24 protein-coding genes are annotated in these 23,097 nt (G+C 66.3%); 10 read left to right on the top strand and 14 right to left on the bottom strand.

The annotated features are described in order from the left end of the window. The first annotated feature begins 44 nt into the window (after window positions 1-44). Window positions 45-851, top strand: coding sequence for a SirB1 family protein (locus ACK2SD_RS05215; RefSeq protein WP_029614663.1), 807 nt, complete (start codon window positions 45-47; stop codon window positions 849-851). Between the two features lies 1 nt (window position 852). Here ACK2SD_RS05215 and maiA read toward each other — a convergent pair whose 3' ends face one another. From maiA to hmgA, 3 genes are read right to left on the bottom strand one after another with little or no spacing between them, the layout of a single operon-like run. Next, the gene (gene maiA, locus ACK2SD_RS05210) at window positions 853-1,479 is read right to left on the bottom strand and encodes a maleylacetoacetate isomerase (RefSeq protein ID WP_412461543.1); all 627 of its coding nucleotides are present in this window, start codon (window positions 1,477-1,479) and stop codon (window positions 853-855) included. A 13-nt stretch (window positions 1,480-1,492) separates the two neighbouring features. Continuing rightward, the gene (fahA, locus tag ACK2SD_RS05205; protein WP_412461542.1) at window positions 1,493-2,785 is read right to left on the bottom strand and encodes a fumarylacetoacetase; all 1,293 of its coding nucleotides are present in this window, start codon (window positions 2,783-2,785) and stop codon (window positions 1,493-1,495) included. A gap of 3 nt (window positions 2,786-2,788) precedes the next feature. Then, window positions 2,789-4,090, bottom strand: a complete 1,302-nt coding sequence (gene hmgA, locus ACK2SD_RS05200) for a homogentisate 1,2-dioxygenase (protein WP_412461541.1) — start codon at window positions 4,088-4,090, stop codon at window positions 2,789-2,791. Between the two features lie 193 nt (window positions 4,091-4,283). Between hmgA and ACK2SD_RS05195 the strand changes: the two genes are divergently transcribed. Then, a complete protein-coding gene (locus ACK2SD_RS05195; protein WP_295487350.1) occupies window positions 4,284-5,063 on the top strand; it encodes an IclR family transcriptional regulator in 780 nt (259 codons plus the stop codon). Between the two features lies 1 nt (window position 5,064). On the opposite strand, the gene ACK2SD_RS05190 is transcribed toward ACK2SD_RS05195, so the two are convergent. The 5 genes from ACK2SD_RS05190 to ACK2SD_RS05170 all read right to left on the bottom strand — a co-directional run bounded on the left by ACK2SD_RS05190 (window position 5,065) and on the right by ACK2SD_RS05170 (window position 11,763). Beyond that, complete coding sequence (locus tag ACK2SD_RS05190; RefSeq protein ID WP_412461540.1) at window positions 5,065-8,283, bottom strand: hypothetical protein; 3,219 nt, start codon at window positions 8,281-8,283, stop codon at window positions 5,065-5,067. A gap of 288 nt (window positions 8,284-8,571) precedes the next feature. Then, window positions 8,572-9,489 carry an SDR family oxidoreductase gene (locus ACK2SD_RS05185; protein WP_412461539.1) on the bottom strand — a complete coding sequence of 306 codons (918 nt, stop codon included), beginning with the start codon at window positions 9,487-9,489 and terminating at the stop codon, window positions 8,572-8,574. Window positions 9,490-9,606: 117 nt separating this feature from the next. Continuing rightward, window positions 9,607-10,512: an alpha/beta fold hydrolase gene (locus ACK2SD_RS05180; protein ID WP_412461538.1), complete on the bottom strand. Its 906-nt coding sequence runs from the start codon at window positions 10,510-10,512 to the stop codon at window positions 9,607-9,609. Between the two features lie 188 nt (window positions 10,513-10,700). Continuing rightward, window positions 10,701-11,387, bottom strand: a complete 687-nt coding sequence (locus tag ACK2SD_RS05175) for an LrgB family protein (protein ID WP_039580041.1) — start codon at window positions 11,385-11,387, stop codon at window positions 10,701-10,703. Continuing rightward, a complete protein-coding gene (locus ACK2SD_RS05170; RefSeq protein WP_412461537.1) occupies window positions 11,377-11,763 on the bottom strand; it encodes a CidA/LrgA family protein in 387 nt (128 codons plus the stop codon). The genes ACK2SD_RS05175 and ACK2SD_RS05170 overlap by 11 nt, the downstream gene beginning before the upstream one ends. A 96-nt stretch (window positions 11,764-11,859) precedes the next feature. On the opposite strand from ACK2SD_RS05170, the gene ACK2SD_RS05165 reads away from it, so the two are divergent. Further along, window positions 11,860-12,753: a LysR family transcriptional regulator gene (locus tag ACK2SD_RS05165; RefSeq protein WP_317871703.1), complete on the top strand. Its 894-nt coding sequence runs from the start codon at window positions 11,860-11,862 to the stop codon at window positions 12,751-12,753. Between the two features lie 3 nt (window positions 12,754-12,756). On the opposite strand, the gene ACK2SD_RS05160 is transcribed toward ACK2SD_RS05165, so the two are convergent. Next, window positions 12,757-13,212 carry a flavodoxin gene (locus ACK2SD_RS05160; RefSeq protein ID WP_412461536.1) on the bottom strand — a complete coding sequence of 152 codons (456 nt, stop codon included), beginning with the start codon at window positions 13,210-13,212 and terminating at the stop codon, window positions 12,757-12,759. 199 nt (window positions 13,213-13,411) lie between these two features. Here ACK2SD_RS05160 and ACK2SD_RS05155 point away from each other — a divergent pair, with 199 nt between their 5' ends. The 5 genes from ACK2SD_RS05155 (at window position 13,412) to ACK2SD_RS05135 (ending at window position 16,120) form a co-directional block, all read left to right on the top strand. Continuing rightward, complete coding sequence (locus ACK2SD_RS05155) at window positions 13,412-14,017, top strand: hypothetical protein (RefSeq protein WP_412461535.1); 606 nt, start codon at window positions 13,412-13,414, stop codon at window positions 14,015-14,017. Between the two features lie 123 nt (window positions 14,018-14,140). Continuing rightward, window positions 14,141-14,713 (top strand): antibiotic biosynthesis monooxygenase, encoded by a 573-nt coding sequence (locus ACK2SD_RS05150; RefSeq protein WP_304484578.1) that lies wholly within the window; start codon window positions 14,141-14,143, stop codon window positions 14,711-14,713. Window positions 14,714-14,787: 74 nt separating this feature from the next. Continuing rightward, window positions 14,788-15,480: a dihydromonapterin reductase gene (gene folM, locus ACK2SD_RS05145; RefSeq protein ID WP_412461534.1), complete on the top strand. Its 693-nt coding sequence runs from the start codon at window positions 14,788-14,790 to the stop codon at window positions 15,478-15,480. A gap of 9 nt (window positions 15,481-15,489) precedes the next feature. Beyond that, a complete protein-coding gene (locus ACK2SD_RS05140) occupies window positions 15,490-15,786 on the top strand; it encodes a DUF1244 domain-containing protein (protein WP_412461533.1) in 297 nt (98 codons plus the stop codon). Next, window positions 15,779-16,120, top strand: a complete 342-nt coding sequence (locus tag ACK2SD_RS05135) for a HopJ type III effector protein (RefSeq protein WP_412461532.1) — start codon at window positions 15,779-15,781, stop codon at window positions 16,118-16,120. Before ACK2SD_RS05140 ends, ACK2SD_RS05135 begins: the two co-directional genes overlap by 8 nt. A 25-nt stretch (window positions 16,121-16,145) precedes the next feature. Here ACK2SD_RS05135 and ACK2SD_RS05130 read toward each other — a convergent pair whose 3' ends face one another. The 5 genes from ACK2SD_RS05130 to ACK2SD_RS05110 form a co-directional block, all read right to left on the bottom strand. Beyond that, window positions 16,146-16,832: an N-acetyltransferase family protein gene (locus ACK2SD_RS05130; protein WP_412461531.1), complete on the bottom strand. Its 687-nt coding sequence runs from the start codon at window positions 16,830-16,832 to the stop codon at window positions 16,146-16,148. Window positions 16,833-16,992: 160 nt separating this feature from the next. Beyond that, window positions 16,993-18,204 carry an enoyl-ACP reductase FabV gene (gene fabV / locus ACK2SD_RS05125; protein ID WP_029614389.1) on the bottom strand — a complete coding sequence of 404 codons (1,212 nt, stop codon included), beginning with the start codon at window positions 18,202-18,204 and terminating at the stop codon, window positions 16,993-16,995. 139 nt (window positions 18,205-18,343) lie between these two features. Then, complete coding sequence (locus ACK2SD_RS05120; RefSeq protein ID WP_412461530.1) at window positions 18,344-20,020, bottom strand: phosphoethanolamine transferase; 1,677 nt, start codon at window positions 20,018-20,020, stop codon at window positions 18,344-18,346. Window positions 20,021-20,034: 14 nt separating this feature from the next. Beyond that, window positions 20,035-20,571, bottom strand: coding sequence for a cytochrome b/b6 domain-containing protein (locus ACK2SD_RS05115; RefSeq protein WP_295487320.1), 537 nt, complete (start codon window positions 20,569-20,571; stop codon window positions 20,035-20,037). After that, complete coding sequence (locus tag ACK2SD_RS05110; protein WP_116889088.1) at window positions 20,571-20,837, bottom strand: PepSY domain-containing protein; 267 nt, start codon at window positions 20,835-20,837, stop codon at window positions 20,571-20,573. The genes ACK2SD_RS05115 and ACK2SD_RS05110 overlap by 1 nt, the downstream gene beginning before the upstream one ends. Window positions 20,838-20,987: 150 nt before the next feature. Here ACK2SD_RS05110 and ACK2SD_RS05105 point away from each other — a divergent pair, with 150 nt between their 5' ends. Together ACK2SD_RS05105 and ACK2SD_RS05100 are read left to right on the top strand one after the other, a co-directional pair. Beyond that, window positions 20,988-21,653 carry a response regulator transcription factor gene (locus ACK2SD_RS05105; RefSeq protein ID WP_039580070.1) on the top strand — a complete coding sequence of 222 codons (666 nt, stop codon included), beginning with the start codon at window positions 20,988-20,990 and terminating at the stop codon, window positions 21,651-21,653. Next, window positions 21,650-22,999, top strand: coding sequence for an ATP-binding protein (locus tag ACK2SD_RS05100; protein ID WP_412461529.1), 1,350 nt, complete (start codon window positions 21,650-21,652; stop codon window positions 22,997-22,999). Before ACK2SD_RS05105 ends, ACK2SD_RS05100 begins: the two co-directional genes overlap by 4 nt. The last annotated feature ends 98 nt before the right edge of the window (window positions 23,000-23,097 follow it).

Raw genomic sequence — 23,097 nt, 5'->3', positions numbered from 1 at the left:
CGCGGATTTTCGAGACAGGGCATTTGTGTGTGCGGAGAAGTCCCATGAACCCACGTCACGCCTGCCTGGCCTGCCTCGACCGCTCACCGGTCGCCCTGTTGGAAGCCACCTTGTGGATCGCTGCGGAGCACCACCGCGACGTGGATGTGCCTGCCTGCATCAGCCAATTCAACGGCCTGTATCAGGACATCAATGCCCGCCTGCCGATGCTGCCAGTGGTCGAGCTGGCTCAGCCGCTGTTGCGCCAACTCAGTGCCCTGGGTTTCCAGCAGGACGAGTTCCATCCGCTGCGGCCTCAGGCTGCGCTGATGGACAACGTGCTGCAGCGCCGACGCGGCCAGCCGTTGCTGCTGGCGATTCTGACGCTGGAGCTCGCACGACGCTTGTCGATTCCGCTGGAAGGGGTGAACTTCCCCGGCCACTTCCTGCTGCGGGTGCCGGGGGCGGATCATCTGCTCGACCCCTGCGGTGGCCGACGCCTGTACCCCAACGACTGCCGCGAACTGCTGGCCCGCCAGTACGGTCCGCAGACGACCCTGAGCGCCGAGCACCTGCGTGGCGCCACGCCAGCGCTGATGTTGCAGCGCCTGTCACGCAACCTGCGCCAGTTGCACATCAGCAACGACAAGCCCCTGGCCGCGCTGATCGATGCCGAGCGGGTGATGCAGTTGGGGCCGGTACAGGTCACCGACTACCTGACCCGCGCCGCGCTTTACCAGCAACTGGATTGTCCCCAGGCCGAGCGCTTCGACCTGGAGCACGCGCTGCTGTTGACCGATGATCCGATGCAGCGCCTGAAACTCAGCGATCGCCTCGGACAACTGCCCACGGCCACGCGCTCGATCCACTGATTCAAGGCGTATCGGCTTGATTCGCGGGATGCGCGGCAATGAATGCCGGATGCTGCCCAGCCAGGGCAGCGACACGACGAATGCGCGCAAACGGCGCCAAGTCGACCTCGAATCGCTCAGCCGCGTACACCTGTGGCAGCAGGTACACATCCGCCAGCCCCGGCGCCGTGCCGAAACAGAAGCCCTCATCGCCGATCAGCCGTTCCACCGCCGCCAACCCCTGGCTGATCCAGTGGCTGATCCACTGCTTGACCTGCACCTCGTCGTGGCCGAGCTGACGCAGGTGGTTGAGCACGCTGACGTTGTGCAGCGGATGCACGTCGCAGCCGATGAGCGCGGCCACCGCGCGTACCCTGGCGCGTGCCTCGGCGTCCTGGGGCAATAGCGGAGGGTCGGCAAAGCACTCTTCCAGGTACTCGATGATCGCCGACGACTGCACCAGCAGCGCGCCGCTGTCGCAGCGCAGCGCCGGCACCCGGCCCTGCGGGTTGAGTGCCAGGTAGTCGGCGCCGCGCTGCTCGCCCTGCAGCAGATTGACCGGCAGCGCCTGATAGCCAAGGCCTTTGAGCGCCAGGGCGATGCGCACCCGATACGACGATGTGGAGCGGTAGTAGGTGAACAGTTGCATCGCCCTGCCCTCCTCAGTTGGCCGCGACGATCCTGCCGCGACACTCCCCGAAGCCGATGCTGGCAGCGCCTGCACGGCTGCAACGGGCACGCAGGATGATCTCGTCGCCGTCCTCGAGGAATGTGCGCACCTCGCCGCTGGCCAGTTGCACCGGCTGCTTGCCGCCCTCGGTGATCTCCAGCAGGCTGCCGAACGAGCCGGGCTCGGCCCCCGACAAGGTGCCGGAACCGAACAGGTCGCCCGGCTGCAACTGACAGCCGTTGACGCTGTGGTGAGTGACCATCTGCGCCACGGTGAAGTACATGCTGCGGCTGTTGCTCAACGTCAGGCGATGGGCCGGCAGGCCTTCGTCGCGCATGCGCTCGGTGAGCAGCAGCACTTCCAGCTCGATGTCCAGGGCACCTTGAGCCTGGTCGCGTTCGTCGTACAGGTACGGCAGCGGCTGCGGATCGCCTTCCGGACGCGGTGCCTGGGCGCTGCGGAACGGCGCGAGGGCCTCGGCCGTCACCACCCAGGGCGACAGCGTGGTGATGAAACTCTTGGACAGGAACGGACCGAGCGGCTGGTACTCCCAGGCCTGGATGTCGCGCGCCGACCAGTCGTTGAGCAGGCAGTAGCCCGCCACGTGCTCGGCGGCATCGCCAATGGCGATGGCCTGGCCCATCTCGTTGCCCTGGCCGATCCAGATGCCCAGTTCCAGCTCATAGTCCAGCCGTGCACAGGGACCGAAGGTCGGTTCGCTGTGCCCGGCCGGCAAGGTCTGACCCTTGGGACGGCGCACTGGGGTACCGGACGGGCGCAGGGTGGACGCACGGCCATGGTAGGCAATCGGCACATGCTTGTAGTTGGGCAGCAGCGGGTTGTCTGGGCGGAACAGCTTGCCGACGTTGCGGGCGTGCTCGATGCCCACGTAGAAATCGGTGTAGTCACCCACCTTGGCCGGCAGGTGCATCTGGCACGCGTGCGCCGCATGCAACGCGCTGGTCAGCGCCTGCTGATGCGCACTGTGTTCGCCCAGCAATGCCTGCAAACGCTCGCGCAAGGCCACGCGCGGCCCTCGACCAAGGGCGAAGAAGGCATTCAGCGCACCGCCTCGGGTGGCCTCGACGGCCGCCTTGGCCTCCCCCTCCAGAAGGCCCAGGGCCAGCACCGCCTCCAGATCGAGAATCGCATCACCGATGGCCACGCCGCAGCGTGGCGTCTGGCCCGCTGGGCTGAAAATGCCCAACGGCAGGTTCTGCAGGGGGAAATCGCGATGCCCGTTGGCGTGTTCGACCCAGCTACGGGCCATGGCGGTTTGGTTCATCGGTCATCTCCGGTTCGGGTTGAAGGTGCTCGGCAGGCTTGCCCAGCAGCGGTCGTAGTCGGTTTGCAGCTGCGCGCTGTCGAGGGCCTGCTGGCTGGGTCGCAGCACCTGGCTGGTCTCGAACATGAAGGCCATGGTCTGTTCGATCTTGTGCGGCGCCAATTGGGCAGCGATGGCCTTGTCACAGGTCTCGGCATCCGGACCGTGGGCGCTCATCACCCCGTGCAACGAAGCCCCGCCGGGCAGGAAGCCTTCGGCCTTGGCGTCGTAGGCGCCGTCGATCAGGCCCATGAACTCGTTCATCAGGTTGCGGTGGAACCATGGCGGGCGGAAGGTATTCTCGGCCACCATCCAGCGCGGCGGGAAAATCACGAAGTCCAGGTTGGCCAGGCCCTGCACGCTGCTGGGCGAGGTCAGCACGGTGAAGATCGACGGGTCCGGATGGTCGAAGCTGACGGTGCCCAGGGTGTTGAAACGCCTCAGGTCATACAGATACGGCACGTTGCTGCCGTGCCAGGCGACCACGTCCAGCGGCGAGTGCTGCAACTCGCACGCCCAGTGCTCGCCGAGGAATTTCTGCACCAGTTGCACAGGCGCCTGGCGGTCTTCGTAGTGCGCCACCGGCGTGAGGAAATCACGCGGGTTGGCCAGACCGTTACTGCCGATCGGCCCCAGGTCGGGCAAGCGCAGCGGCGCGCGGTGGTTTTCGGCGATGTAGCCGCGGGCCTGGCCGTCGAGCAGTTCGACACGAAACTTCATGCCGCGCGGGATCACCGCGATCTGCTGCGGCTCGACCTGCAACACACCCAGCTCGGTGGCGATGCGCAGTCGGCCCTGTTGCGGCACCAGCAGCAACTCGCCGTCGGCGTCGAAGAACACCCGGTCCATGCAGCGGTTGGCCGTATACAGGTAGATGCTCACGCCAGCAGGGCTGCTGGCCTCGGCATTGGCCACCATGGGTCGCCAGCCTTCGATGAAGTCGGTGGGCGCGTCGGGGATCGGCTGAGGATTCCAGCGCAGGCGATTGGGATTGCCAGGTGCGAGCGGGCCAGCTAGGGGTTGGCGCTCAAGGCGCTCGAAGCGTGGGTGCAGCGCCGAAGGTCGGATGCGATAGAGCCAGGTGCGACGCAGTTCGCTGCGCGGCATGGTGAACGCGGTGCCGGACAAGAGTTCGGCGTACAGGCCGTAGGGCGCTTTCTGCGGCGAGTTCTGCCCGACCGGCAGGGCACCGGGCAGCGCTTCACTGGCGAACTCGTTGCCGAAGCCGCTCAGGTAGGTGAGATCGGCAGAGGTGTCGCGGGTCATCAGGGCCTCCGGGCTCGGGGAGCCGTCGCTGGCGGGCGGTGTCGCTTCGGCTCGGCACAGCCCGAGCACTGTTGGCGCAACCCACGCCCTGGGAAATTATTTTTATCGTAATCCAATTACGAATAACGTAATTTGCCGCTACGCCCGCGTCAAGCTATAAAGGCGCCACGACGACTCCCGGACCCGCCCGACAATGGCCAAAGACACGCCCGCTCCCGACAACCCCAAGCAGAAAGTGCGTTCGGCCGAAGTCGGCACCGACATCCTCAAGGCCCTGGCCGAGCTGTCGCCCTCCACTGCGCTGTCGCGCCTGGCCGAGCATGTGCAGATGCCGGCGAGCAAGGTCCACCGGTACCTCCAGGCGCTGATCGCCAGCGGCTTCGCCGAACAGGACCCGGTCACCAACCACTACGGCCTGGGCCGCGAAGCCCTGCGCGTGGGGCTGGCGGCGCTGGGCAGCATCGACGTGCTCAAGGTGGCCGCGCGGCCCTTGTCCGACCTGCGCGATGCACTGAACGAAAGCTGCTTCATCGCCGTTTGGGGCAACCAGGGCGCGACGGTCGTCAACATCGAGCCGGCGGTACGTGCGGTCACCGTGGTCACCCAGATCGGCTCGGTGCTGCCGCTGCTCAGTTCGTCCACCGGCCTGGTGTTCGCCGCGCACTTGCCGGAACGCGAAACCCTCGAGTTGCGCGACCGGGAATTGGCCCTACTGGGGCAACGCGTCGAAGACTACGTCGAGCCGTTGGCGCAGATCCGTGAACGAGGCCTGCACCACGTCCACGGTTTGCTGATGCCGGGGGTCGATGCCCTGTCGGCCCCGGTGTTCAACGCCCTCGGCCAGATCGCCGCGGTGATGACCGTGGTCGGCCCCACCTCCATGTTCCATGCCGATGCCGCAGGGCCAGCCGCGGTGCAATTGCTCCAGGCTACTCAGGCAGTGAGTCGGCGCATGGGCTTCGAGCCTCGCTGACTCAAGTGTTCCAGGTCTTGAGCTCCACCAGCTTGAGCAATTCGTCGTCGAAACCGTCGTACAGGGCGGGCAGCACTTCCGAGGCAGCATCCGCGCCGAAGTCGTCCGCCAATTGCACGATCCATTTGCCGTACGGCACCTTTTTCACCACGATGCTCGGCGCCTGCGGTTGCTGGCCCAACAGGCCGCGCAAGGACTGCGACACGCGGCCGAGCACCCGCCCCAAGGCGCCGCTGGAAGCGAACAGCCCCAGCGCGCCCACGCCCAGTCGGGTGTAGAACGCGGCACGGTCGCCATCTTTCCAGGCTTGCCCCGCACTGAAGAACGACCTCACCGCGCACCCGATGCCCACCAGCATGTTCGCTGGCGGAATAGGGATGGTCAGCAGCCCCGCCGCGACGATCACCCACTCGACCACCAGCGACGAGACCCGCTCCGCCACGCTGGTGCTATGGCGATCGGCATCGGCGATCAGACGCCGCACACGGGGCGCCAGATCGTCGGCCAGGTCGCGCAACGGCTCATCCCGGTAAGCCTGAATGGCGCGCATCACCACCTCGTGGCCCCCATCACCGTCGCGCATGAACCGTTGATGCAGGCTGCCGATCCTGGGCTGATTGCGCCAGGAGGCACGGGCGTAGAAATAATCGCCCAGCCGATCTTCGCGCCAGCGTTGGGCCAAGTGCGTTCGGGAACGATAGGCCGGACCCTGGGCGACGTCTGGCAGGTAGAGCGCTTCCCCGGCCTCGGGTTTGGAGGCGCGGTACAAGCGGTAGGCGCCTTCGATCCGACAGCCGTCCAGCCTCAAGTCGACCACCGCGAAGTCGTCGGCGATCTGCGCCGTGGCCAGACTCTCGACGCCCTCGAGCAGCCAACCGGCGACCTGTTCCGGGATCTGCCCCTGCATCCGTTGACACAGCAGGTCGCGGCGCATCTTCAGCGACACCAGCAACCGGTGCAGCTCACGCTGGCGGGTGTAGCCCGGCGCCGCCGGGTCGAGGTAGCGACCTTTGAGCAACTCGATGTAGCGTTCACCGAGCCTGGCGCTGCGCACATAGCTGGCCAGCACGACGCGATCCAAGTGCGAGACATCCTGGCCGAGCGGGGTGGTGGAATCGATCCGCGCAAACTGCGCGAAGTTGTAGCTGGTGTCATGGCCTTTCATGACCAGCTCGGTGAGGCTCAAGCTGCGATCCTCGTCCAAATGCACGGTCACCTTGTCCGGATCGATGCGTCCGGCACGATTGCCGGGCAAGCTATTGATGTACTGGCTCACCTCGTGCCGAGCGTAGTCCTGGAAGCTGACCAAGGGCGTCGCGAGGCGGTACACCGCCAACACCTGTTCCAGCTCTTGATCGGTATCGCCGAGCGCTTGGCGCAGCGCGACGCTCGCCTCGAGGTACCACGGTGGCGTTGCCGCCAGCAGATCCTCGGGCATGGCCTGGCAGCGTCGCGCGCACACGGCTTTCAGCACCTGCGACCACGTCTGTGAATCGATCCAATGCACGTTGACGGTCTGCGGCGTCCACAGCGTCGGTTTGCGAACGACCTCGGCAAGCTGGCGCGACAGCGCCTCGCGGTCAGCCAGCGCCGATTGCTCCACCAGGTACTCGACCCCCGATGCCTGGGCCGTCCAGCCTCCCACGGCCAAGGACAGCGCCGTGAACGATGGGTAGACGAGAAAATCGCCATCGGGCGAACCCGGCGCGTAAAGCAAATGCGTGCTGCCATCGGTCAGGTACAGCAGGTGCTTGAGCGCGGACGTCGCCTGATCGATGCGCAGCAGCCCGGCCTTGATGCCCCGCTGCGCCATCTGGTCGGCGATGGCGGCCTCGATCAGGTCGCAGGCGGGGGCAGCCGCACCTTGGAATCGCGCCGCGCAACTGGCCAGCGCCAGACGTGCAGCAATGGCCGCCTGCACGTCGAGCTGGGTCTGTTCTTGCTGATACAACTGCTTGATCGCTTCGATGTAACGCACGCGCAAATCGAGGGTGTCGATCATGCGCTGTACGCTGGCGACGTCCAGGGCCGATGCCAGCAGCGGGTCGAGCACCTTCACCGCCAGGCGCTCGCCCCGGTAGCCGCCGCGCAACGCCCAGTTAAGCAGCGTCGTGCGCCCACTGCCGTCGCCGGCGTCGGTGGTGGCGAACCGACGCTCGATCTCAAGCTGCACCGTCGCAGGGTCCAGGGTCAGCGCCAGGTGCTTCTGTAGGTAATCGGACACGGCCTGCTGGGCGTAGGCATCGACACTGGCCAGCGTCCCCAGGTGCGCGACGCACTGCTGCTCGGCCTGCAGCATTTGCTGTTCGAGCTGGACATAGCGCTCCAGGTCAGCGCCGCGCAGGTTGCGCCGCCATTGCGGCAGCAGGCTGTGGCGATAGGCGGCCATCTGTGCGGCGGCATACTGCTGCGCCTGGGCGACGAACGCATCCAGGCGCGCGGCGGCATCCCACTGGGCGACCGTCTGGACGGTGTCGGCATGCCGTTGCAACGCCCTGCTCGACAGCATCGCCTGCACCTGACCCAGATCCTCCACCACCGCCTTGTACAGCGAACGCTCCAGAGGCTCGAATTCCAGGTCGCAATCCTGCGCGTTCCGCAGTTGTTGCCGATTGGTCTCGCTCAGCAGTTCGAACCAAACGCCCCCCTTCAACAACGCGGCCCGCAGGTGCCGGGCCACGCGCTTGGGTTGAGCATCGAACCACACGCCGGTGGCCACGCAGTGCACCAGCAGATCGGTCGGCGCCGCGTCGGGCGCCGAGTCAGGGAGACCGGCATAGGTGCCCGGCAGTGCAATGCGTTGCCCGCCCGCCACCAACCACACCCGTTGCAACTCGCAGGCCTCTCCCCGGGTCAGCAGCAACGCCTCGACAGCCTCGCGTTCGCTCTGGCGGGTGTGCACGAACGTCAACGCTTCGAGATCGACCAGGCGCAGCAGCAGCGACGCCAACGAGGCGGTGTCCGGCTTGACCACCGAGTGAATTGCCCACCACTGCGCCAGCGCGGCGCTGCGACCTGACCGCGCAGCGTCCAGGCCCTCGACTCCCTCCAGTGCTGGAGCGATCGTGTGCAGATGGGGGGCGGTACGCAAACAGCGCTGCACCTGCAAGCAGCACCTGGCCAGCTCCAGCAGCAGGTCCTCACGCGGCGCCTGCGCGTCGACCGCCGCCTGACCATCAGGCCCTAGGGGAAAAAGCTCGAAACCGAGTGAATCAATCATCGCCGACGCTCCGCTGTGGAAAGTCGCGATGGTGAGCACGGCGCCGCCAGGAGTCAGTCGGGAAGCGCTGCCCGACTTTTACCCCGGAGGTAAAGGTGAATGTCGCAAGACGCTATTTTTCCCGATGGATCAGAGGCTTATCCTGCGCATCGTTGGGTCGCGCGAACGGCACCATCCCCCTCCGTCGTTCGCCTGTCCCAGGCTCACCGACGTTGATTTTGAAGCTCCTTGATCTGACGTCTCGATTGGCCGCTGCCCGTGCAGCGGCTTTTTTTCGTCTTCGCGGCGCTACTGATCGGCGGGATAGCGCTCAAGATTGGCCATCATCTGCTGCAACGCCTGCAAGCTGTCTTCAGGGTGCACGGCGCCGTCGAAATCGCCGATCTGCGCCCAATGCTCGGCCACCTGTTCCGGAGTAAAGCCAGCGTTCGGGTCAAAACCCACCCCCAGGCTACGCTCCCAGCGCACCTTGCCCACCCATCCACCGCCCACTTCGTACAACTGGCCGCTGTCCTGGCACTGTTCGCTGCCCAAATACACCACCAGCGGACTGACCAACTCGGGCCGCAGCCGCTCGAACACCTGCGGCGCAATCAGACCCTCGGTCATGCGCGTGCCCCCAGTAGGGGCGATGGCATTGACCAGAATGCCGTGCTTGCGTCCTTCCAGTGCCAGGGTGCGGGTCAGGCCGTACAGGCCGAGCTTGGCCATGCCGTAATTGGCCTGACCGAAGTTGCCGTAGATGCCAGAGGTAGACGCGGTGAAGATCACCCGCCCCCAGTTCTGCCCGCGCAGGTGTGGCCAGGCGGCACGGGTCACTCGATAGGCACCTTCGACATGGACGCGGTACACCGGGTCCCAGTCGGCCGCGTCCATCTTGTGGAAGGTCTTGTCGCGCAGGATGCCGGCGTTGTTCACCAGCACGTCGAGGCGCCCGAAGCTGTCCAGTGCCTGCTCGACGATGCGCGCGCCGTCGGTCACCGAGTCGTGGTTGGCCACCGCCTGACCGCCCGCAGCGCGAATGTCCTCGACCACGCGGTCGGCTGCCGAGGCGCTGGCGCCTTCGCCGTGGGTGGAGCCGCCCAGGTCGTTGACCACCACCCGTGCCCCGCGCGCAGCGAACAGCCGCGCGTGGGCCCGGCCCAGGCCGCCGCCGGCCCCCGTGACGATGACCACACGGTCTTGCAGGCTGATCGGCTCGCTCATGCTCATGGCTCCAGGCAGGACAGGAAAGTCTGGAGTGTCGGTCAGCACCGGGCGACGGGCAATCAAGCGCACCCGCTCTGAATGACCGTCGATAACACCCAGCGATGATCGCCGCGCTCAGGACCAGGCCACCCGCTGCGGCAGCCACTTCAGCGGCTGCTCGCGAAACGCCAGGTAATGACGCAGCACCTGCGCCGGCGCCTCGGTATGCGGGAAGTGGCCGATGCCCGGCAGCAACACGGCGTCGGCCTCGGGCAGCAATTGCCGGTAGCGCTCCACCACGCGCGCGCCGTGCAGCGGATCGACCGCGCCCTGGATCAGCCGCAGCGGCACACCTGGCGCTTGCAACGCGTCCACCCAGCGCTGCCGGTATCGATGACGCTCCGGCACCCAAGCCATCAGCTTGTGCAGAATGCGTGTGCCCCGGTTGGACAGCAGCAGGCTCCAGCAGTCGTCCAGCGCACTTTCGCTGGGGTGCGTGCACGGTCCGTACAACTGGCTGACCGTGTCGACCAGGTCGTCACGCCCGAACGAGCGCGCCACCAGCCAGCCCAGCGGACTGAGCAGCAACTTGTGGATCAGCGGCGAAGGACACAGTTCGGGAAACAACGGGCTGTTGAGCAAGGCGCAAGTGGCGATGTTCGCCCGGCCTTCGTGGTGACGCGCCAGCAGTTCCTGGGCGACGCTGCCGCCATAGTCGTGGGCCAGCAAGTGTACCGGCTGGACGATGCGCAGGTGCTCGAGCAGTGCCTGTTGCAGGTCGGCCTGCTCGATCAGGCTGTAGCGGTGATCGAGCGGCTTGGCCGAATCGCCGAAGCCCAGCATGTCGCACGCCACCACGCGAAAGCGCTGCGCCAAGGGTGCCCACAGGTAGTGCCAGTCCCAACTGGCGGTAGGAAATCCGTGCAGCAGCAGCAAGGGCGCGCCCTGCCCTGCTGTCCAATAACGAATGCTCTGGCCCCGAAAGATGAAACTGCGCCCACGGGTACGCCAGACGCACAATGGAATCTCGGCCAAAGGCATCGGAATAGTCCCGCTGGTCAGGTAATGACGGTGTCGATGAAGGTGTACGACAAGGCTGCGTTCATTGCATTGCACCTCGGCACTTGCATGTGCTCTCTGTGTCGAGGCCCAGTCTAGTCAGGCCCTCACGCGGCGGAACTTGCCTTGGCAGCCAGCTTGATGACCGTGCGGGACAGGGGCACGAACGGTCACAGCAGGTGCAGCAGCAAGGGCGCGGCGAACAAGTTGAGCAGACCGGTAAGCACCATCACCAGCCCCGCCACCGAGCCCTCTTCGCCGCCCACCTCATGGGCGCGGCTGACCCCGGCGCCGTGGGCGCCAACGCCATAGAGGGCGCCTCGCGCCAAGGGCGTGCGCAGCGGCAGCACCTTGAGCAACACGCCGCCGAACAGCGCCCCGAGCACGCCGGTGAACAGCACGAACACAGCCGTCAGTTCCGGCACCCCGCCCAGGTCGTGGGCCATCGGCATGGCGAAGGGCGTGGTGATCGAACGCGGCAGCAACGAACGACTGACCGCATCGTCCAGCGCCAACAGATGCGCCAGGCCCCAGGAACTGCCGATCGAGGCCAGGCTACCGGCGAGCATCCCCAGCAACAGCGCCGGCCAGTGCCGGGCCAGCATCGCCCGCTGCTGCCAGATCGGCACAGCGAAGGCCACCGTCACTGGGCCGAGCACGCCGACCAGCCACTGGGTGTCGCGCGCATAGTCGGCATACGCGGTGTGCAGCGGCACCGCCACCGCCAACAGCAGGACCGGCACCAGCACCAGCGGCGACAGCAGGTAGCGCCCGGTGCGTCCGTACAGCCAGCGGCTGAACAGGTAGGCCAGCAAGGTCAGCGCCAGCCAGAACAGCGACATCGGCTCAAGATTCATGGCGCAGGCTCCAGCGGCACACCAGTTCCACCGTGGTAGCGGTCACCACCATCACCACCAGGGTGCTCAAGGCGATCACCAGTAGAATCCGCCACCCCTCGCTGCGCACCAGACTGCCGTAATCGAGCAGGCTCATCAGCGCAGGGATGAAGAACAGCAGCATCTGCGCCATCAGCCAGCCGGCGCCACGCTGCAAGGTGCCGGGCTGCACGGCGCCGATGGCGAACAGCACCAGCAGCAGCGCCATGCCCATGACACCGGCCGGAATCGGCCAGCCGGACCAGGCTGCCAACCGGCCGCCGATCAGGTACAGCACGAACAGCACGGCGAGTTCGCCGAGCAGGCGCAACAACGGGGTGCAGCGGGAAAGATTCATAGTGGGATCCTCGACATGCGCGCATTGTAGAAAGCCGCTGCCCAGGCCAGAAGCGAATTGTTAGACTGCCTACCATTCCAAAATAGAATTCAAAAGATGGACTTCAAACAGCTCCGCAGCTTCATCGAGGTGGTCAACCGAGGCGGCTTCACCCAGGCCGCGCTGACGCTGCATATCAGTCAGTCGGCGGTGAGCAAGCAGGTGGCACAGCTTGAGGCCGATCTCGGCCAGCCCCTGCTGGAACGCCAGGGCTCGCAACTTCACCTCACGGCCGCCGGGCGCATCGTGCTCGAGCGTGGCGAAGCCCTGTGGCGTGGGCGCCAGGCCTTACTCACCGAACTCGACGACCTCAGCCAACTGGCCCGCGGCGAACTGCGCCTGGGCTTGCCGGTGATCGGCGGGGAAGCGCTGTTCGCCAGCCTGTTCGCCGAGTACCGGCGGCGCTACCCGAACATCCGCGTGCAATTGATCGAAGGTGGCAGCCGTATCGTCGAACAGGCCGTGCGCAGTGGCGAACTGGAGTTGGGCGGCAGCGTCACGCCGAGCGATCCGGCATTCGCCCGCCAGCCGTTCTGCAACGAACCGCTCGACGCGTTACTGCCGGCCGGGCATGCCCTGGCCGGGCGCGATGGGGTAACGCTGAGCGAGCTGGCAGACACACCGTTCCTGCTCTACGACCGCAGCTTCATGCTCAATGACAAGCTGCTCAGTGCCTGCCAACAGGCCGGTTTCACCCCCAAGGAAGGGGGGCGCAGCGGCCAGGCCGACTTCCTCGCCGCCTTGGTCGCCGCTGGCCAGGGCGTGGTACTGCTGCCCAGCGTGGTCGCCCGCCGCCTGCAGCGCGATGGCGTGGTACGCCTGCCGCTGCTGGCACCGGATCACCTGCGTTGGGACATCGCCTTCATCTGGCGCCAAGGCGCTTACCTGTCGCACGCCGCGCAGGCCTGGCTGGACCTGGTGCGCGAGCGTGGGCCGCTGGCGGATCGCTGAAGATCAATCTTTGAGCAACGCCGCCAGTTGCGCCAGCCACGGCTCGGCATCCGCTTCCGGGGTTACCGTCTCGCTGGCGTCCAGGCGCAGCATGGGCTGCACTTCGTGCACGCCCAGTTCGGCGAACAGTTCGCGCATTTGCTCGCCGCCGCCGCAGTAGGTGTCGCCGTAGCTGGAGTCGCCCAGGGCGATGACCGCGCCCGGCAGCCCGCGCCATTCGCCGGGCAGCACATCGCGCAGGGTGGCATACAGCGGCATGAGGTTGTCTGGCAACTCGCCCATGCCGGTGGTCGAGGTCACGGCCAGCAAGGCTTCGGGCGCGAAGCCGCGAAGGTCGTCGAGGCTGGCGCGGGCGGCATGCCAGGCCTCAAGACCGGCGGCCTTGAGCAGCGATTCAGCGTGGCGGGCAACTTCTTCGGCGGTGCCGTACACCGAGCCGGAAATAATGGCGACTTTCATCAACAGAGGATTCCGAAACCGAGTAAAAGCGTAGGATACTAGCACTCGACGCCGGGAAAATGCCTAATGCTGCCGGTCGTTCAGGCTGGGTAGGGAGTTCGAGCGCGATGACCGCCTGTCCAGCCACCTGAACCTTCGCCAGCATTTTCAGTCCATGGCTGCGTAAAACTCCGTGAACACGCCTGATTCGAGCCCGATCATGCCAGCCGACGCCCTCCTCACCCAGGATGAGCTGGATTTCATCCAGGACATGCAGCATGTGCCGCAGTTGAACCAGCCAGCGCCTAGCGCGAGCCTGCTGGTCAACGGCGACCCGCGCCTGCAGCAATTGCTCACTCGCCTGGTGGCCAGCGAGCAGGTCACGTTGCAGGCGCAGTTGGACAACCAGCAAATCAGCATTCCCCTGCAATTGGTCGAGGACGAATTCCACGCGGTGCACCTGCAACTGGGCTCCCCGGAAATCTACGAAGAAGGCCCCAGGCTGCGGCCCTGGCGCCTGTCGCTGGCCCCGCCCACGGCCCTGCTCGATGCACAGGGCAAGTCCAGCACGCTGTGGGTACGCGACATCTCGTTCAAAGGGGTGCTGCTGGAAGTGCGCGGCAAGCGCCCGCCACCGGCTCGCTTCGAGCTGTTCTTCGCCCCGTGCGGGCTGCATCCGATCGCCTTGATCGGCACGCTGCGCCGGTGCATCGACGCCGACCTGGCGGCCTACGACCTGGCCCACAGCGCGCCTGATGAAATCGACCGGCTGCGCGAATACATCCTGCAGGCGCATCCCGAATTGAACGCCCGCACCTCGGCCTGACCGATCACCTCGACGGCTGTCATACTCCGCGCCCGATTCTTGCATACCAGCCTGCGTCGCCCACCACCCCGGGCACAGGCCAGGGGCCGGCTACCCGCCAGCCCCGTCGTCAGGAGATACACGATGTCTACCGCACCCGTCACCCTCATGGTGTCGCGCCGCGCCGCCGATGGCCGCTACCAGGACCTGCTGGCCTGGCTGCACGAAGGCGAGCAATTGGCCACCGACTTTCCCGGCTACCTCGGCTCCGGCATCCTCGCCCCACCCGCCGAGGACGACGCCTTCCAGATCATCTTTCGCTTCAGCGACGAGCCTACCCTGCACGCCTGGGAGCACTCGGCCTCGCGGCGAGCCTGGCTGCAACGCGGCGACGGGCTGTTCGAACGCCCCGAAGAGCGGCGCGTGAGCGGCATCGAGGGTTGGTTCGGCACCGAAACAGTGCGCACGCCGCCGCGCTGGAAGCAGGCCACGGCCATCTGGTTGGCGTTCTTCCCAGTGTCGCTGCTGTTCAACCTGCTGTTCGGCCACTGGTTGGCGCCGCTGCCCTTGCTGCCACGCGTGCTGGTCAGCACCTTGGCCCTGACGCCCTTGATGGTGTACCTGTTCATCCCACTGTCCACTCGGCTGCTGGCCGCGTGGCTGCATGCGCCGCGCCGCACGCCGCAGGCACCGCGCGACGGCCTGCGCAGCCGCTGAGCGGGCGACTCGCAAGCCTGCACAGTTCGGGTATGCTGGGGCCCGAACGAACGGACGAACAGACTGCCCCGCACATGAACAGCCCAATCCTCATCACCGGAGCCAGCCAGCGCGTCGGGCTGGCCCTGGCGCTGGCGCTGGCCGAGGCCGGCCATCAGGTGGTCAGCGCCAGCCGCCGCCTGCAGCCACAGGCGGCTCACCCGAACATCCGGCAATTCCAGGCCGATCTCACCCGCGAAGCCGACCGCCTGGCGCTGATCGAGCACCTGCAGCAGCACTACGACGGACTGCGCGCGATCATCCACAATGCGTCGCTGTGGCTGGACGACGACCTGCAGAGCCTGGACACCATGTTCCGCCTGCACGTCGAGGCGCCCTACCACCTGAACCTGGCCCTCGGCGAGCACCTGGCCAAGCTGGACAAGGCCGACATCATCCACATCTGCGACGAGACCTCTTCGCGCGGCAGCAAGAGCCACATCGGCTATGCCGCCACCAAGGCTGCGTTGCAGAACATGGTGCTGTCGTTCGCCGAAAAGTACGCGCCCACGGTGCGCGTCAACGGTATCCTGCCCGGCCTGCTGATCCTCAAGGAGGGCGGCGACGAACAGTATCGCCAGCAGACCCTGAAAAAGGCCCTGCTGGAATTCGAACCCGGTGCCCAGCCGCTGATCGAGGCGGTGATGTTCCTGCTCGACAGCCAGTACAGCACCGGCAGCCAGGTGGTCATCAACGGTGGCCGCCATCTGAAGAACCGCATGACCTGAGGCAAGACCATGACCGAGCAACAGAAACTCGAACTCGAAGCCGCCGCCTTCCGGCGCCTGGTCGATCACCTGCAACAGCGCACCGACGTGCAGAACATCGACCTGATGAACCTCTCCGGCTTCTGCCGCAACTGCCTGTCCAAGTGGTACAAGGCCGCTGCCGACGAGCGCCAGGTCGAGCTGAGCCTGGACGACGCCCGCGAGGCGGTCTACGGCATGCCCTATGCCGAGTGGAAAGCCCTCCACCAGAAAGAAGCCAGCGCCGAGCAGCGAGCGGCGTTCGAACAAGGAAAACCCCGTGACTGACCTGAACACCCTGCGTAGCCGTCTGGCCAGCGGCGAACACGCCTTCGCCGACACCCTGGCCTTCGTCGCCGCGAACTACCAGTACCAGCCCCAGGCCTTCGATAACGGCGGCGTGAAAAGCGCCGCCGGGCAGAATGAAGGCTCGTGCAAAACCCTCGGCCTGGCCCTGCTCGAAGGTCTGAGCGACCAGGAAGCGCTGCTGGCGTTCGGCGAGCACTACCGCAGCGTACTGGCCACGCCCGAAGGCAGCGACCACGCCAACATTCGCGCACTGATGGTCCACGGCCTGGCCGGCGTGACCTTCGAAGCGCCGCCGCTCACGCGCAACGCCTGAGGCGGCAAGCGCGGCGGCTGTCCCCTCAACCGGACGACAGCGGCCGCGTCACCCCGGGCGTGCGCAACGCCTCCAGGCGCGCCCCGCGATAGCGCGTCTGCCGGGAGAACTTCCAACGCCCGAACAGCCCGTAGATATGGGTCACCCGGCCCTGCTCGCGGTAGCCCATGCGCAGGTGCATCTTCATCGCCGGCACATTGTGCGTCTCCACCACATCCACCAGCTTGCGGTAGCCCCTGTCGTGCATGAGCTGCCACATATCGGCCTGGGCGGTCACCGACAGTTCGCTGCCGAAGTAGCGCCGGGTCATCTCGCCGCCGAATTGGAAGTATTCGCCCGGCTCGATGGCGAAGGTACAGCCGTAGTAATGGCGGTCGTGGTAGTCGCCGGTACTGGCCCAGATGAACGCGACCGCCTGCCCTTGCTCGTCCACGTACATCAGACCCGTATGCCCTTCCCGGGCCAGCTCGGCCATGGTCTGCACGCGATCGCCGAAGTTGGCGGCGAATGCCTCGACGTTGTCGGGGGTGATTTCGAGTCGGGTGACGGGGGGATGGGCGCGTAGCCGGTGTTCGGGCGCCGGCGTGGTCAGGTCACGCTCGGTCCAGAGCAATTCCCAGTGAAAGAAGACGTAGCGCTCGAAGAGGGTCTTGCAGACACGCTTGAAGCCTTTCTGACGGATGCGCTGTTGTAGTTTTTCTAATACGCCCATGCATGCTCCTGTGGCCCGCGCAAAATGAGCGGCCAGTAGCTGCTGTATAGAACAGGGAGGTCAAGGGAAGCGGCAAGGATTGCCAGGGAAGTTGTTACAAGGTATTTCAAAAATAAGCGCCGCCGCACCGCCAGATGTGGCGGCGCGGCGGTCGTCTGGCTTACAGCTCGACGCAGTCGAAACGCACGTCGGTGGCCACGTCCTGGTCGTAGTCGACATCGGCGCGCTCGAAGCCGAACAAGTTGAGGAACTGCTTCTTGTAACCGGCGTAGTCGGTCAGCTCGAACAGGTTCTCGGTGGTCACCTGTGGCCACATGGCCTTGCAGGCGTCCTGCACGTCATCGCGCAGTTCCCAGTCGTCCAGACGCAGGCGCGCCTTTTCGTCGACTTCGGCCGGGGCGCCATCGGCGCGGTACAGGCGATCGCGGAACATGCGGTCGAGCTGGTCCTGGGTGCCTTCGTGGACGCCCTTCTCCTGCATGATCTTGAACACCATCGACAGGTACAGCGGCATCACCGGAATGGCCGAGCTGGCCTGGGTGACCACCGATTTGAGCACGGCCACGTTGGCCCCACCCTTCACGTCGGCGGCCAGCTTCTTGTCCAGGCGCAGCGCGGTCTCGTCCAGGTCCTGCTTGGCCTGGCCCAGGGCGCCATGCCAGTAGATCGGCCAGGTGATCTCGGTGCCGATGTAGCTGAAGGCCACGGTGCGCGCGCCTTCGGCCAGCACGTCGGCGCCGCTCAGGGCGTCGATCCACAGCTGCCAGTCCTGGCCACCCATGACGGTGACGGTGTCGGCGATTTCCTGCTCGGTGGCCGGCTCGATGCTGGCCTCGATGATGCTGTCCTTGTTGGTGTCGATGGCGGTCGACTTGTACGGCTGGCCGATCGGCTTGAGCGCCGAGCGCACCAGTTCGCCGGTCTGCGGCAGTTTGCGCACAGGCGAGGCCAGGGAGTAGATGACCAGGTCGACCTTGCCGCCCATCTCGTTCTTGATCAGCTCGATGACCTTGGCCCGCGCCTCGTCGGAGAACGCGTCACCGTTGATCGACTTGCTGTACAAGCCGTCGGCTTTGGCGAATTTATCGAACGCGGCGGCGTTGTACCAGCCAGCGGTCCCGGCCTTGGTCTCGGTGCCTGGTTTTTCGAAGAACACGCCCAGGGTGTCGGCCTTGAAGCCGAAGGCTGCGGTGATGCGTGCGGCCAGGCCATAGCCACTGGAGGCGCCGATCACCAGGACTTTCTTCGGACCATCCTCGCGCACGCCCAGTTTGCGGGTGGCTTCGATCTGGTCACGGACGTTGAGCTCGCAGCCCTTGGGGTGAGTCGTGGTGCAGATGAAACCGCGTACCTTGGGATGAATGATGGCCAATGTCTGTACCTCGTCAGGTTTATGCTGGGGAAGCGCCGTCGAGGGCGATTCCGTTCGATCAGGGGGTGAGACTACCCCCACAGGTCATCCGACACATATTACGGAGTGCCTGGGCGAGATTCCATGCCCGATGCCCTGCTCACGAACCACAGCCCTGCAGCCGCGCCTTGCCCAGCCATTGACTCAATTGCATCGGCGGCAGGTGCACCAGCCCCGCCGGGGTTTCGCACACCGGCTGGATGAAGTTGTCGCTGAACAGCAGCTTGCCGTGCACGAAATGCTCGTTGGCGCGCAGGTTGGGGTTGTCGATGCGCGTACCGAGCCGAGCCGCCAACCATTTGCCGATCTCGTAGTGGCTGATCCAGCGTTCGCGCTTCAGCGCCTCCAGCGCCTGCTGCGGCGCGTCGCGGCTGATGACGATCATCGGCACGTCGCTGACTTCCGGCACCAGGTCGTTGTGCCCCCACTGGCCGTTCTCGCCCAGGCGCTGGCCGTGGTCGCCGGTGATCACCAGGTAGCGCTCGCCGTCGAGCTGGTCAAAGCGGGCGATCAGCTCTTCGAGCAGCCCGTCCAGGTAATGGATCGAGTTGTCGTAGGCGTTGCCCTGGGCCTGCGCGCCCTGGTCCGGCCACGGCACCTTGCCGCCTTGATGCACGTAGTTCTGGGCATAAGGCAGATGCGCAGTGCGCAGGTTGAGCACGACGAAATTGCGTTCGGCGAAGCGCTGGCGGTCGAGAATCTCCAGCAGCGCATGGTCCTGACGTTCGAGAAAGCACAGCGGGTGGTCCTCGCGGGTGATCGACACGTCCAGGTAGCGGCTGCCCAGGTGCGCCAGCAGCCGCGACTCCTGCGAGGAAATCCAGTGCGTGCGCAGTCCGGCCTGGCGGGCGAGGCGGAACAGATTGACCTGGCCCTCGCGCAGCAAGTGGTCCTGGCCGGGTTCGCGGATCGGGTTGAGCAGATAAGGCAAGCTCACATCGGTCGCCACGCCCGCCGACACCCCGGGGCGCAACACGGCACTGGGATGCTCGCGCAAGTAGGCCTGAAGCTTGGGCGTGGTTTGTCGTGAGTAGCCGTACACACCCATGCGCTCGCTGCGCAGCGAATCGGCCACCACCAGCCACACATGCTTGGCAGTGCTGGGGATCGCGCTCAACCGATACGGCGCGAACGGCGCCGGGGGCAGGCTCGGCTCGCTGCGCAGCGCCAGGCGCACGGCCCAGGCGGAATAGGCATTGAGGCTGTTGTGCAGCCCACTGCGAGTCGGCCCCGGAGTGAACGAATCGAGGTTGCGGTAGGTGGCCCGGTACGGCTTGGCCAGCAGTACTAGGGCGATCAGCACCAGCGCCCAGCGGCTGGCGGGCAGGGTCACCCGCGAAGGCACCTGCCAGTGCAGCGCAATCGCCAGGCTGTAAGGCAACAGCACGCTGAACGCCGCATGCCAGTGCGCGCCCAGGCTGAGCCAGGCGGTCTGCCCGACTTCGCCAGGCTCGCGCAGCAGGCTGCGGATGTCGATGGCGCTCAGCGGCTCGCCGAAAAAGCTGATGTTGGCCAGTTGCAGCAGTTGCATGCCGGCGAACACTGCCAGGATCGCCACCACCAGCCCGCGCAGGTTGCACAGCCACAGGGCCAGGCAGAACACCCACAGCCCGGCCACCCAGCCGGCCTCGAGTTCGGCGCGGTTGTTGGGGCTGAACCGTTGCTGGATGAAATCGTCGGCCAGCAGCAGCACGCAGCTCAGGCTGGCCAGGACGAGCAGGCGCAGCCAAGCGGCGGCGCTGTCATTGCGCCGAATGAAGGTGAAGAACATCGACATGAAGGTTCTCGCGGTCAGTGATCGTCAGGCACGCGGCGACGGCCGGTGAGCATCGACAGCGGCAGGTTCTCGCGCAAACGCAGGCTCTCCACCAGCGCCGCCAGCAGGTGCACGCACACCAGCACCAACAGTCCGTCGGCCAGCCAGGCATGCAAGTTGGCCGGCCAGTCCGCGCCCCACAGCGCGTCCACTTCGCGCATCAGAAAGCCGCTCAGGCCCAGACCGCCGATGCAGCCGAGCATCGCCAGCATCACCAACGCGCCAATCGGCGAATGGCCCAGGCGGTGAAACGGTTGCCCGCGCAGCAAGGCCCTGGCATGGGCCGCCAGGCGCGCCGGCGTGGGCCAGAAGTCGGCCCAGCGGGCGCTGCGTGGACCGACGAAGCCCCAGAGCACACGCAGCGCCAGACAGCCCGCCGCGTAGTAGCCCAGCCATTGGTGCCAGCGCTCGCCCTCCTCGTTGAGGAAGTAGTTGGCGACGAACACCGCGGCGAACGACCCGTGACACAGTCGCAGCAGCGGGTCCCACAGCCGCACGCTGGCCGCGCACATCAGTCTTCGATCTCGGTCTTCACTGCTTTGCCGGAGACCGGGTCATGGTAGATCTCGACCTTGCGCCCGTCCTTGTCGAAGCCATAGATCTCGTAGCAGTTGCCTTGGGTGACCTTGAACTTGTTGATGGTGTAGCCCTGGTCCTTGAGTGTGGCCTGGAACGCCGCCGGATCCTGCCAGGTGGCCTTGTCGGCGGTGGTGCATTGAGTGGCGGCGAAGCTGGCGCTGCTGCCCAGCAGCAGGGCGAAGGCGAGGAAGGTACGCATGGCATCGAACTCATGTGGTGAAGGTGCCAGGCACGATGGGCCGCCAAGCTTAATGCCAGCTTAGTCAGTCATCACTGGTTACATTTCACTGGACGAGGGCCTGGCCGCAAGGCCCATCATGGCGGCTTTCACGGGAAAGAGACCCCTGGCATGCGCGTCCTGCTGGTTGAAGATGATCAGTCCCTGGCGCAGGGCATCCGCAGCGCCCTGCGCGACGAAGGCTATACCCTCGACTGGCTGGCCGACGGGCTGAGCGCTGCGGCGGCGCTGCGTGCCGAGCATTTCGACCTGGTGCTGCTCGACCTGGGGCTGCCGCGCTGCGATGGCCTGAGCCTGCTGCGCGACCTGCGCGCCCAGCCCGACGGCGATGTGCCGGTGCTGATCCTCACCGCCCGCGACGCCACCCGCGACCGCATTCTCGGCCTGGACGCCGGCGCCGACGACTACCTGGTCAAGCCCATCGAGGTGGACGAGCTCAAGGCGCGCATCCGCGCCCTGCTGCGCCGCAGCCAGGGTCGTGCGCAGCCATTGATCGAGCACGCCGGGGTCAGCCTGGACCCGGCCCGTCACGCCGTGAGCTACCAGGGTACACCGGTCACCCTCACCGCCATGGAGTTCCAGTTGCTGCACCAACTGCTGGCCCGCCCCGGTCATGTGCTGACCCGCGAACGCCTGGCCGACGGGCTCTACGGCTGGCAGGAGAACGGACCGGGCAACACCCTCGAAGTGCTGATCCACAACCTGCGGCGCAAGCTCGACAGCCGGCTGATCCGCACCGTGCGCGGCGTCGGCTACCTGATCGAGGGTACGCCATGATCGCCATGCGCACGCGCATCCTGCTGCCCACCCTGTTATTGGTGGTCATCGGCAGCCTCGGGCTGGTGCTCAGCGTGCTGCGCGACCACCACCGGGAAATCGAGAACGTCTACGACGCCCAACTGGTGCAGGCCGCGCGAGTGCTCCAGGGCCTGCTGCGACAGATGCCCGCCGACGCCGACTGGCAGGCGATCCGCCAGGCACTGGACCAGGCCATGGACCAGTCCAGCGCCTCGATCCTCAGTCATCCCTACGAAATCAACCTGGCCTTCCAGATCTGGCGCAGCGACGGCGAACTGCTGATGCGCTCGGCCGACGCCCCACCGCTGGAAACGCCGCCTGCCCCCGGCATCCACGACGTGCTGTACCTGGGCCAGGACTGGTGCGGCGTGCTCCTTCAGGACAGCCAGCGCGGGCTGCTGATCTGGGTCGGCGAGCGCGACGACCTGCGCCAGGACCTGATCCAGCGCATCGCCGACCAGGCGCTGGCCCCGGCGCTGATCGGCATTCCGAGCCTGGCGCTGTTGATCTGGCTGCTGCTGGGCTGGGGCCTGCGCCCGCTGCGCCGACTCACCCGCCACTTGCGCGCGCGGCCCATCGACAGCCTCGAACCGCTGTCGAGCGCCGCGCTGCCCGTAGAGCTGGCGCCCATGGCCGATGCCCTGAACCATCAACTGCTGCAACTCACGCGCCTGCTGGAGCGCGAACGACGCTTCATCGCCGACGCCGCCCACGAACTGCGCACGCCCTTGGCGGTCTTGGCGATCCACGCCAGCAACGCCCGCCGGGCGGCGGACCCGGCAGCCCGCGACGAAGCACTGGCCTTGCTCGAACAGGGCGTGACCCGCGCCACGCGCCTGGCCAGCCAACTGCTCACCATGGCCCGCCTCGAACCGCTGACCCAGGCCCGTCAACGCATCGAGCTGGACGCTTTGGCCCGCGAGGAGCTGGCCGAACTGACCCCGCTGGCGCTGCGCCGCGACGTGGAGCTGGTGCTGGACGAAGACGGCCCCAGCCCGGTACACGCCGACCCGACGGCCATGACCGTGATGCTGCAGAACCTGGTGGGCAACGCGCTGCAATTCAGCCCGCCCGGCAGCGAAATCACCGTGACCTTGCGCCGCCAACCGGGCTGGACCGAGTTGCAGGTGCTCGATCAAGGCCCCGGCGTCGCCAGCGAAGCGCTCACCCGCCTGAGCGACCGTTTCTACAGCGCCAACAACCCGGCCGGCGCCGGCCTGGGGCTGGCGATCGTGGCGCTGGTGATCGACCAGCTCGATGGCGCACTGGAGTTCTTCAACCGCGAGGGCGGCGGCTTCGGCGTGCGCGTGCGGGTGCCGAGCTGATTCATTTGCAAAGCCGATCAATGGCAAAGAAAAACAAACTTCTCAAATCAGCGCCCGCCAGGGATGCTGTGCCATCCTTCACCGTCTGCGGAGAACAA

It is taken from the genome of Pseudomonas sp. SC11 (genome assembly GCF_047039205.1).
In the GTDB taxonomy this organism is placed as follows: Bacteria; Pseudomonadota; Gammaproteobacteria; order Pseudomonadales; family Pseudomonadaceae; genus Aquipseudomonas; species Aquipseudomonas boreofloridensis.
Note: the sequence above shows the minus strand (reverse complement) of the source record. Positions and strands in the feature narration are given on the sequence as shown.

Bases quoted from the DNA above. Each gene is read 5' to 3' on its own strand.
- ACK2SD_RS05215 (WP_029614663.1), top strand. From the start codon at position 45: ATGAACCCACGTCACGCCTGCCTGGCCTGCCTCGACCGCTCACCGGTC.
- maiA (WP_412461543.1), bottom strand. From the start codon at position 1,479: ATGCAACTGTTCACCTACTACCGCTCCACATCGTCGTATCGGGTGCGC.
- fahA (WP_412461542.1), bottom strand. From the start codon at position 2,785: ATGAACCAAACCGCCATGGCCCGTAGCTGGGTCGAACACGCCAACGGG.
- hmgA (WP_412461541.1), bottom strand. From the start codon at position 4,090: ATGACCCGCGACACCTCTGCCGATCTCACCTACCTGAGCGGCTTCGGC.
- ACK2SD_RS05195 (WP_295487350.1), top strand. From the start codon at position 4,284: ATGGCCAAAGACACGCCCGCTCCCGACAACCCCAAGCAGAAAGTGCGT.
- ACK2SD_RS05190 (WP_412461540.1), bottom strand. From the start codon at position 8,283: ATGATTGATTCACTCGGTTTCGAGCTTTTTCCCCTAGGGCCTGATGGT.
- ACK2SD_RS05185 (WP_412461539.1), bottom strand. From the start codon at position 9,489: ATGAGCGAGCCGATCAGCCTGCAAGACCGTGTGGTCATCGTCACGGGG.
- ACK2SD_RS05180 (WP_412461538.1), bottom strand. From the start codon at position 10,512: ATGCCTTTGGCCGAGATTCCATTGTGCGTCTGGCGTACCCGTGGGCGC.
- ACK2SD_RS05175 (WP_039580041.1), bottom strand. From the start codon at position 11,387: ATGAATCTTGAGCCGATGTCGCTGTTCTGGCTGGCGCTGACCTTGCTG.
- ACK2SD_RS05170 (WP_412461537.1), bottom strand. From the start codon at position 11,763: ATGAATCTTTCCCGCTGCACCCCGTTGTTGCGCCTGCTCGGCGAACTC.
- ACK2SD_RS05165 (WP_317871703.1), top strand. From the start codon at position 11,860: ATGGACTTCAAACAGCTCCGCAGCTTCATCGAGGTGGTCAACCGAGGC.
- ACK2SD_RS05160 (WP_412461536.1), bottom strand. From the start codon at position 13,212: ATGAAAGTCGCCATTATTTCCGGCTCGGTGTACGGCACCGCCGAAGAA.
- ACK2SD_RS05155 (WP_412461535.1), top strand. From the start codon at position 13,412: ATGCCAGCCGACGCCCTCCTCACCCAGGATGAGCTGGATTTCATCCAG.
- ACK2SD_RS05150 (WP_304484578.1), top strand. From the start codon at position 14,141: ATGTCTACCGCACCCGTCACCCTCATGGTGTCGCGCCGCGCCGCCGAT.
- folM (WP_412461534.1), top strand. From the start codon at position 14,788: ATGAACAGCCCAATCCTCATCACCGGAGCCAGCCAGCGCGTCGGGCTG.
- ACK2SD_RS05140 (WP_412461533.1), top strand. From the start codon at position 15,490: ATGACCGAGCAACAGAAACTCGAACTCGAAGCCGCCGCCTTCCGGCGC.
- ACK2SD_RS05130 (WP_412461531.1), bottom strand. From the start codon at position 16,832: ATGGGCGTATTAGAAAAACTACAACAGCGCATCCGTCAGAAAGGCTTC.
- ACK2SD_RS05120 (WP_412461530.1), bottom strand. From the start codon at position 20,020: ATGTCGATGTTCTTCACCTTCATTCGGCGCAATGACAGCGCCGCCGCT.
- ACK2SD_RS05115 (WP_295487320.1), bottom strand. From the start codon at position 20,571: ATGTGCGCGGCCAGCGTGCGGCTGTGGGACCCGCTGCTGCGACTGTGT.
- ACK2SD_RS05110 (WP_116889088.1), bottom strand. From the start codon at position 20,837: ATGCGTACCTTCCTCGCCTTCGCCCTGCTGCTGGGCAGCAGCGCCAGC.
- ACK2SD_RS05105 (WP_039580070.1), top strand. From the start codon at position 20,988: ATGCGCGTCCTGCTGGTTGAAGATGATCAGTCCCTGGCGCAGGGCATC.
- ACK2SD_RS05100 (WP_412461529.1), top strand. From the start codon at position 21,650: ATGATCGCCATGCGCACGCGCATCCTGCTGCCCACCCTGTTATTGGTG.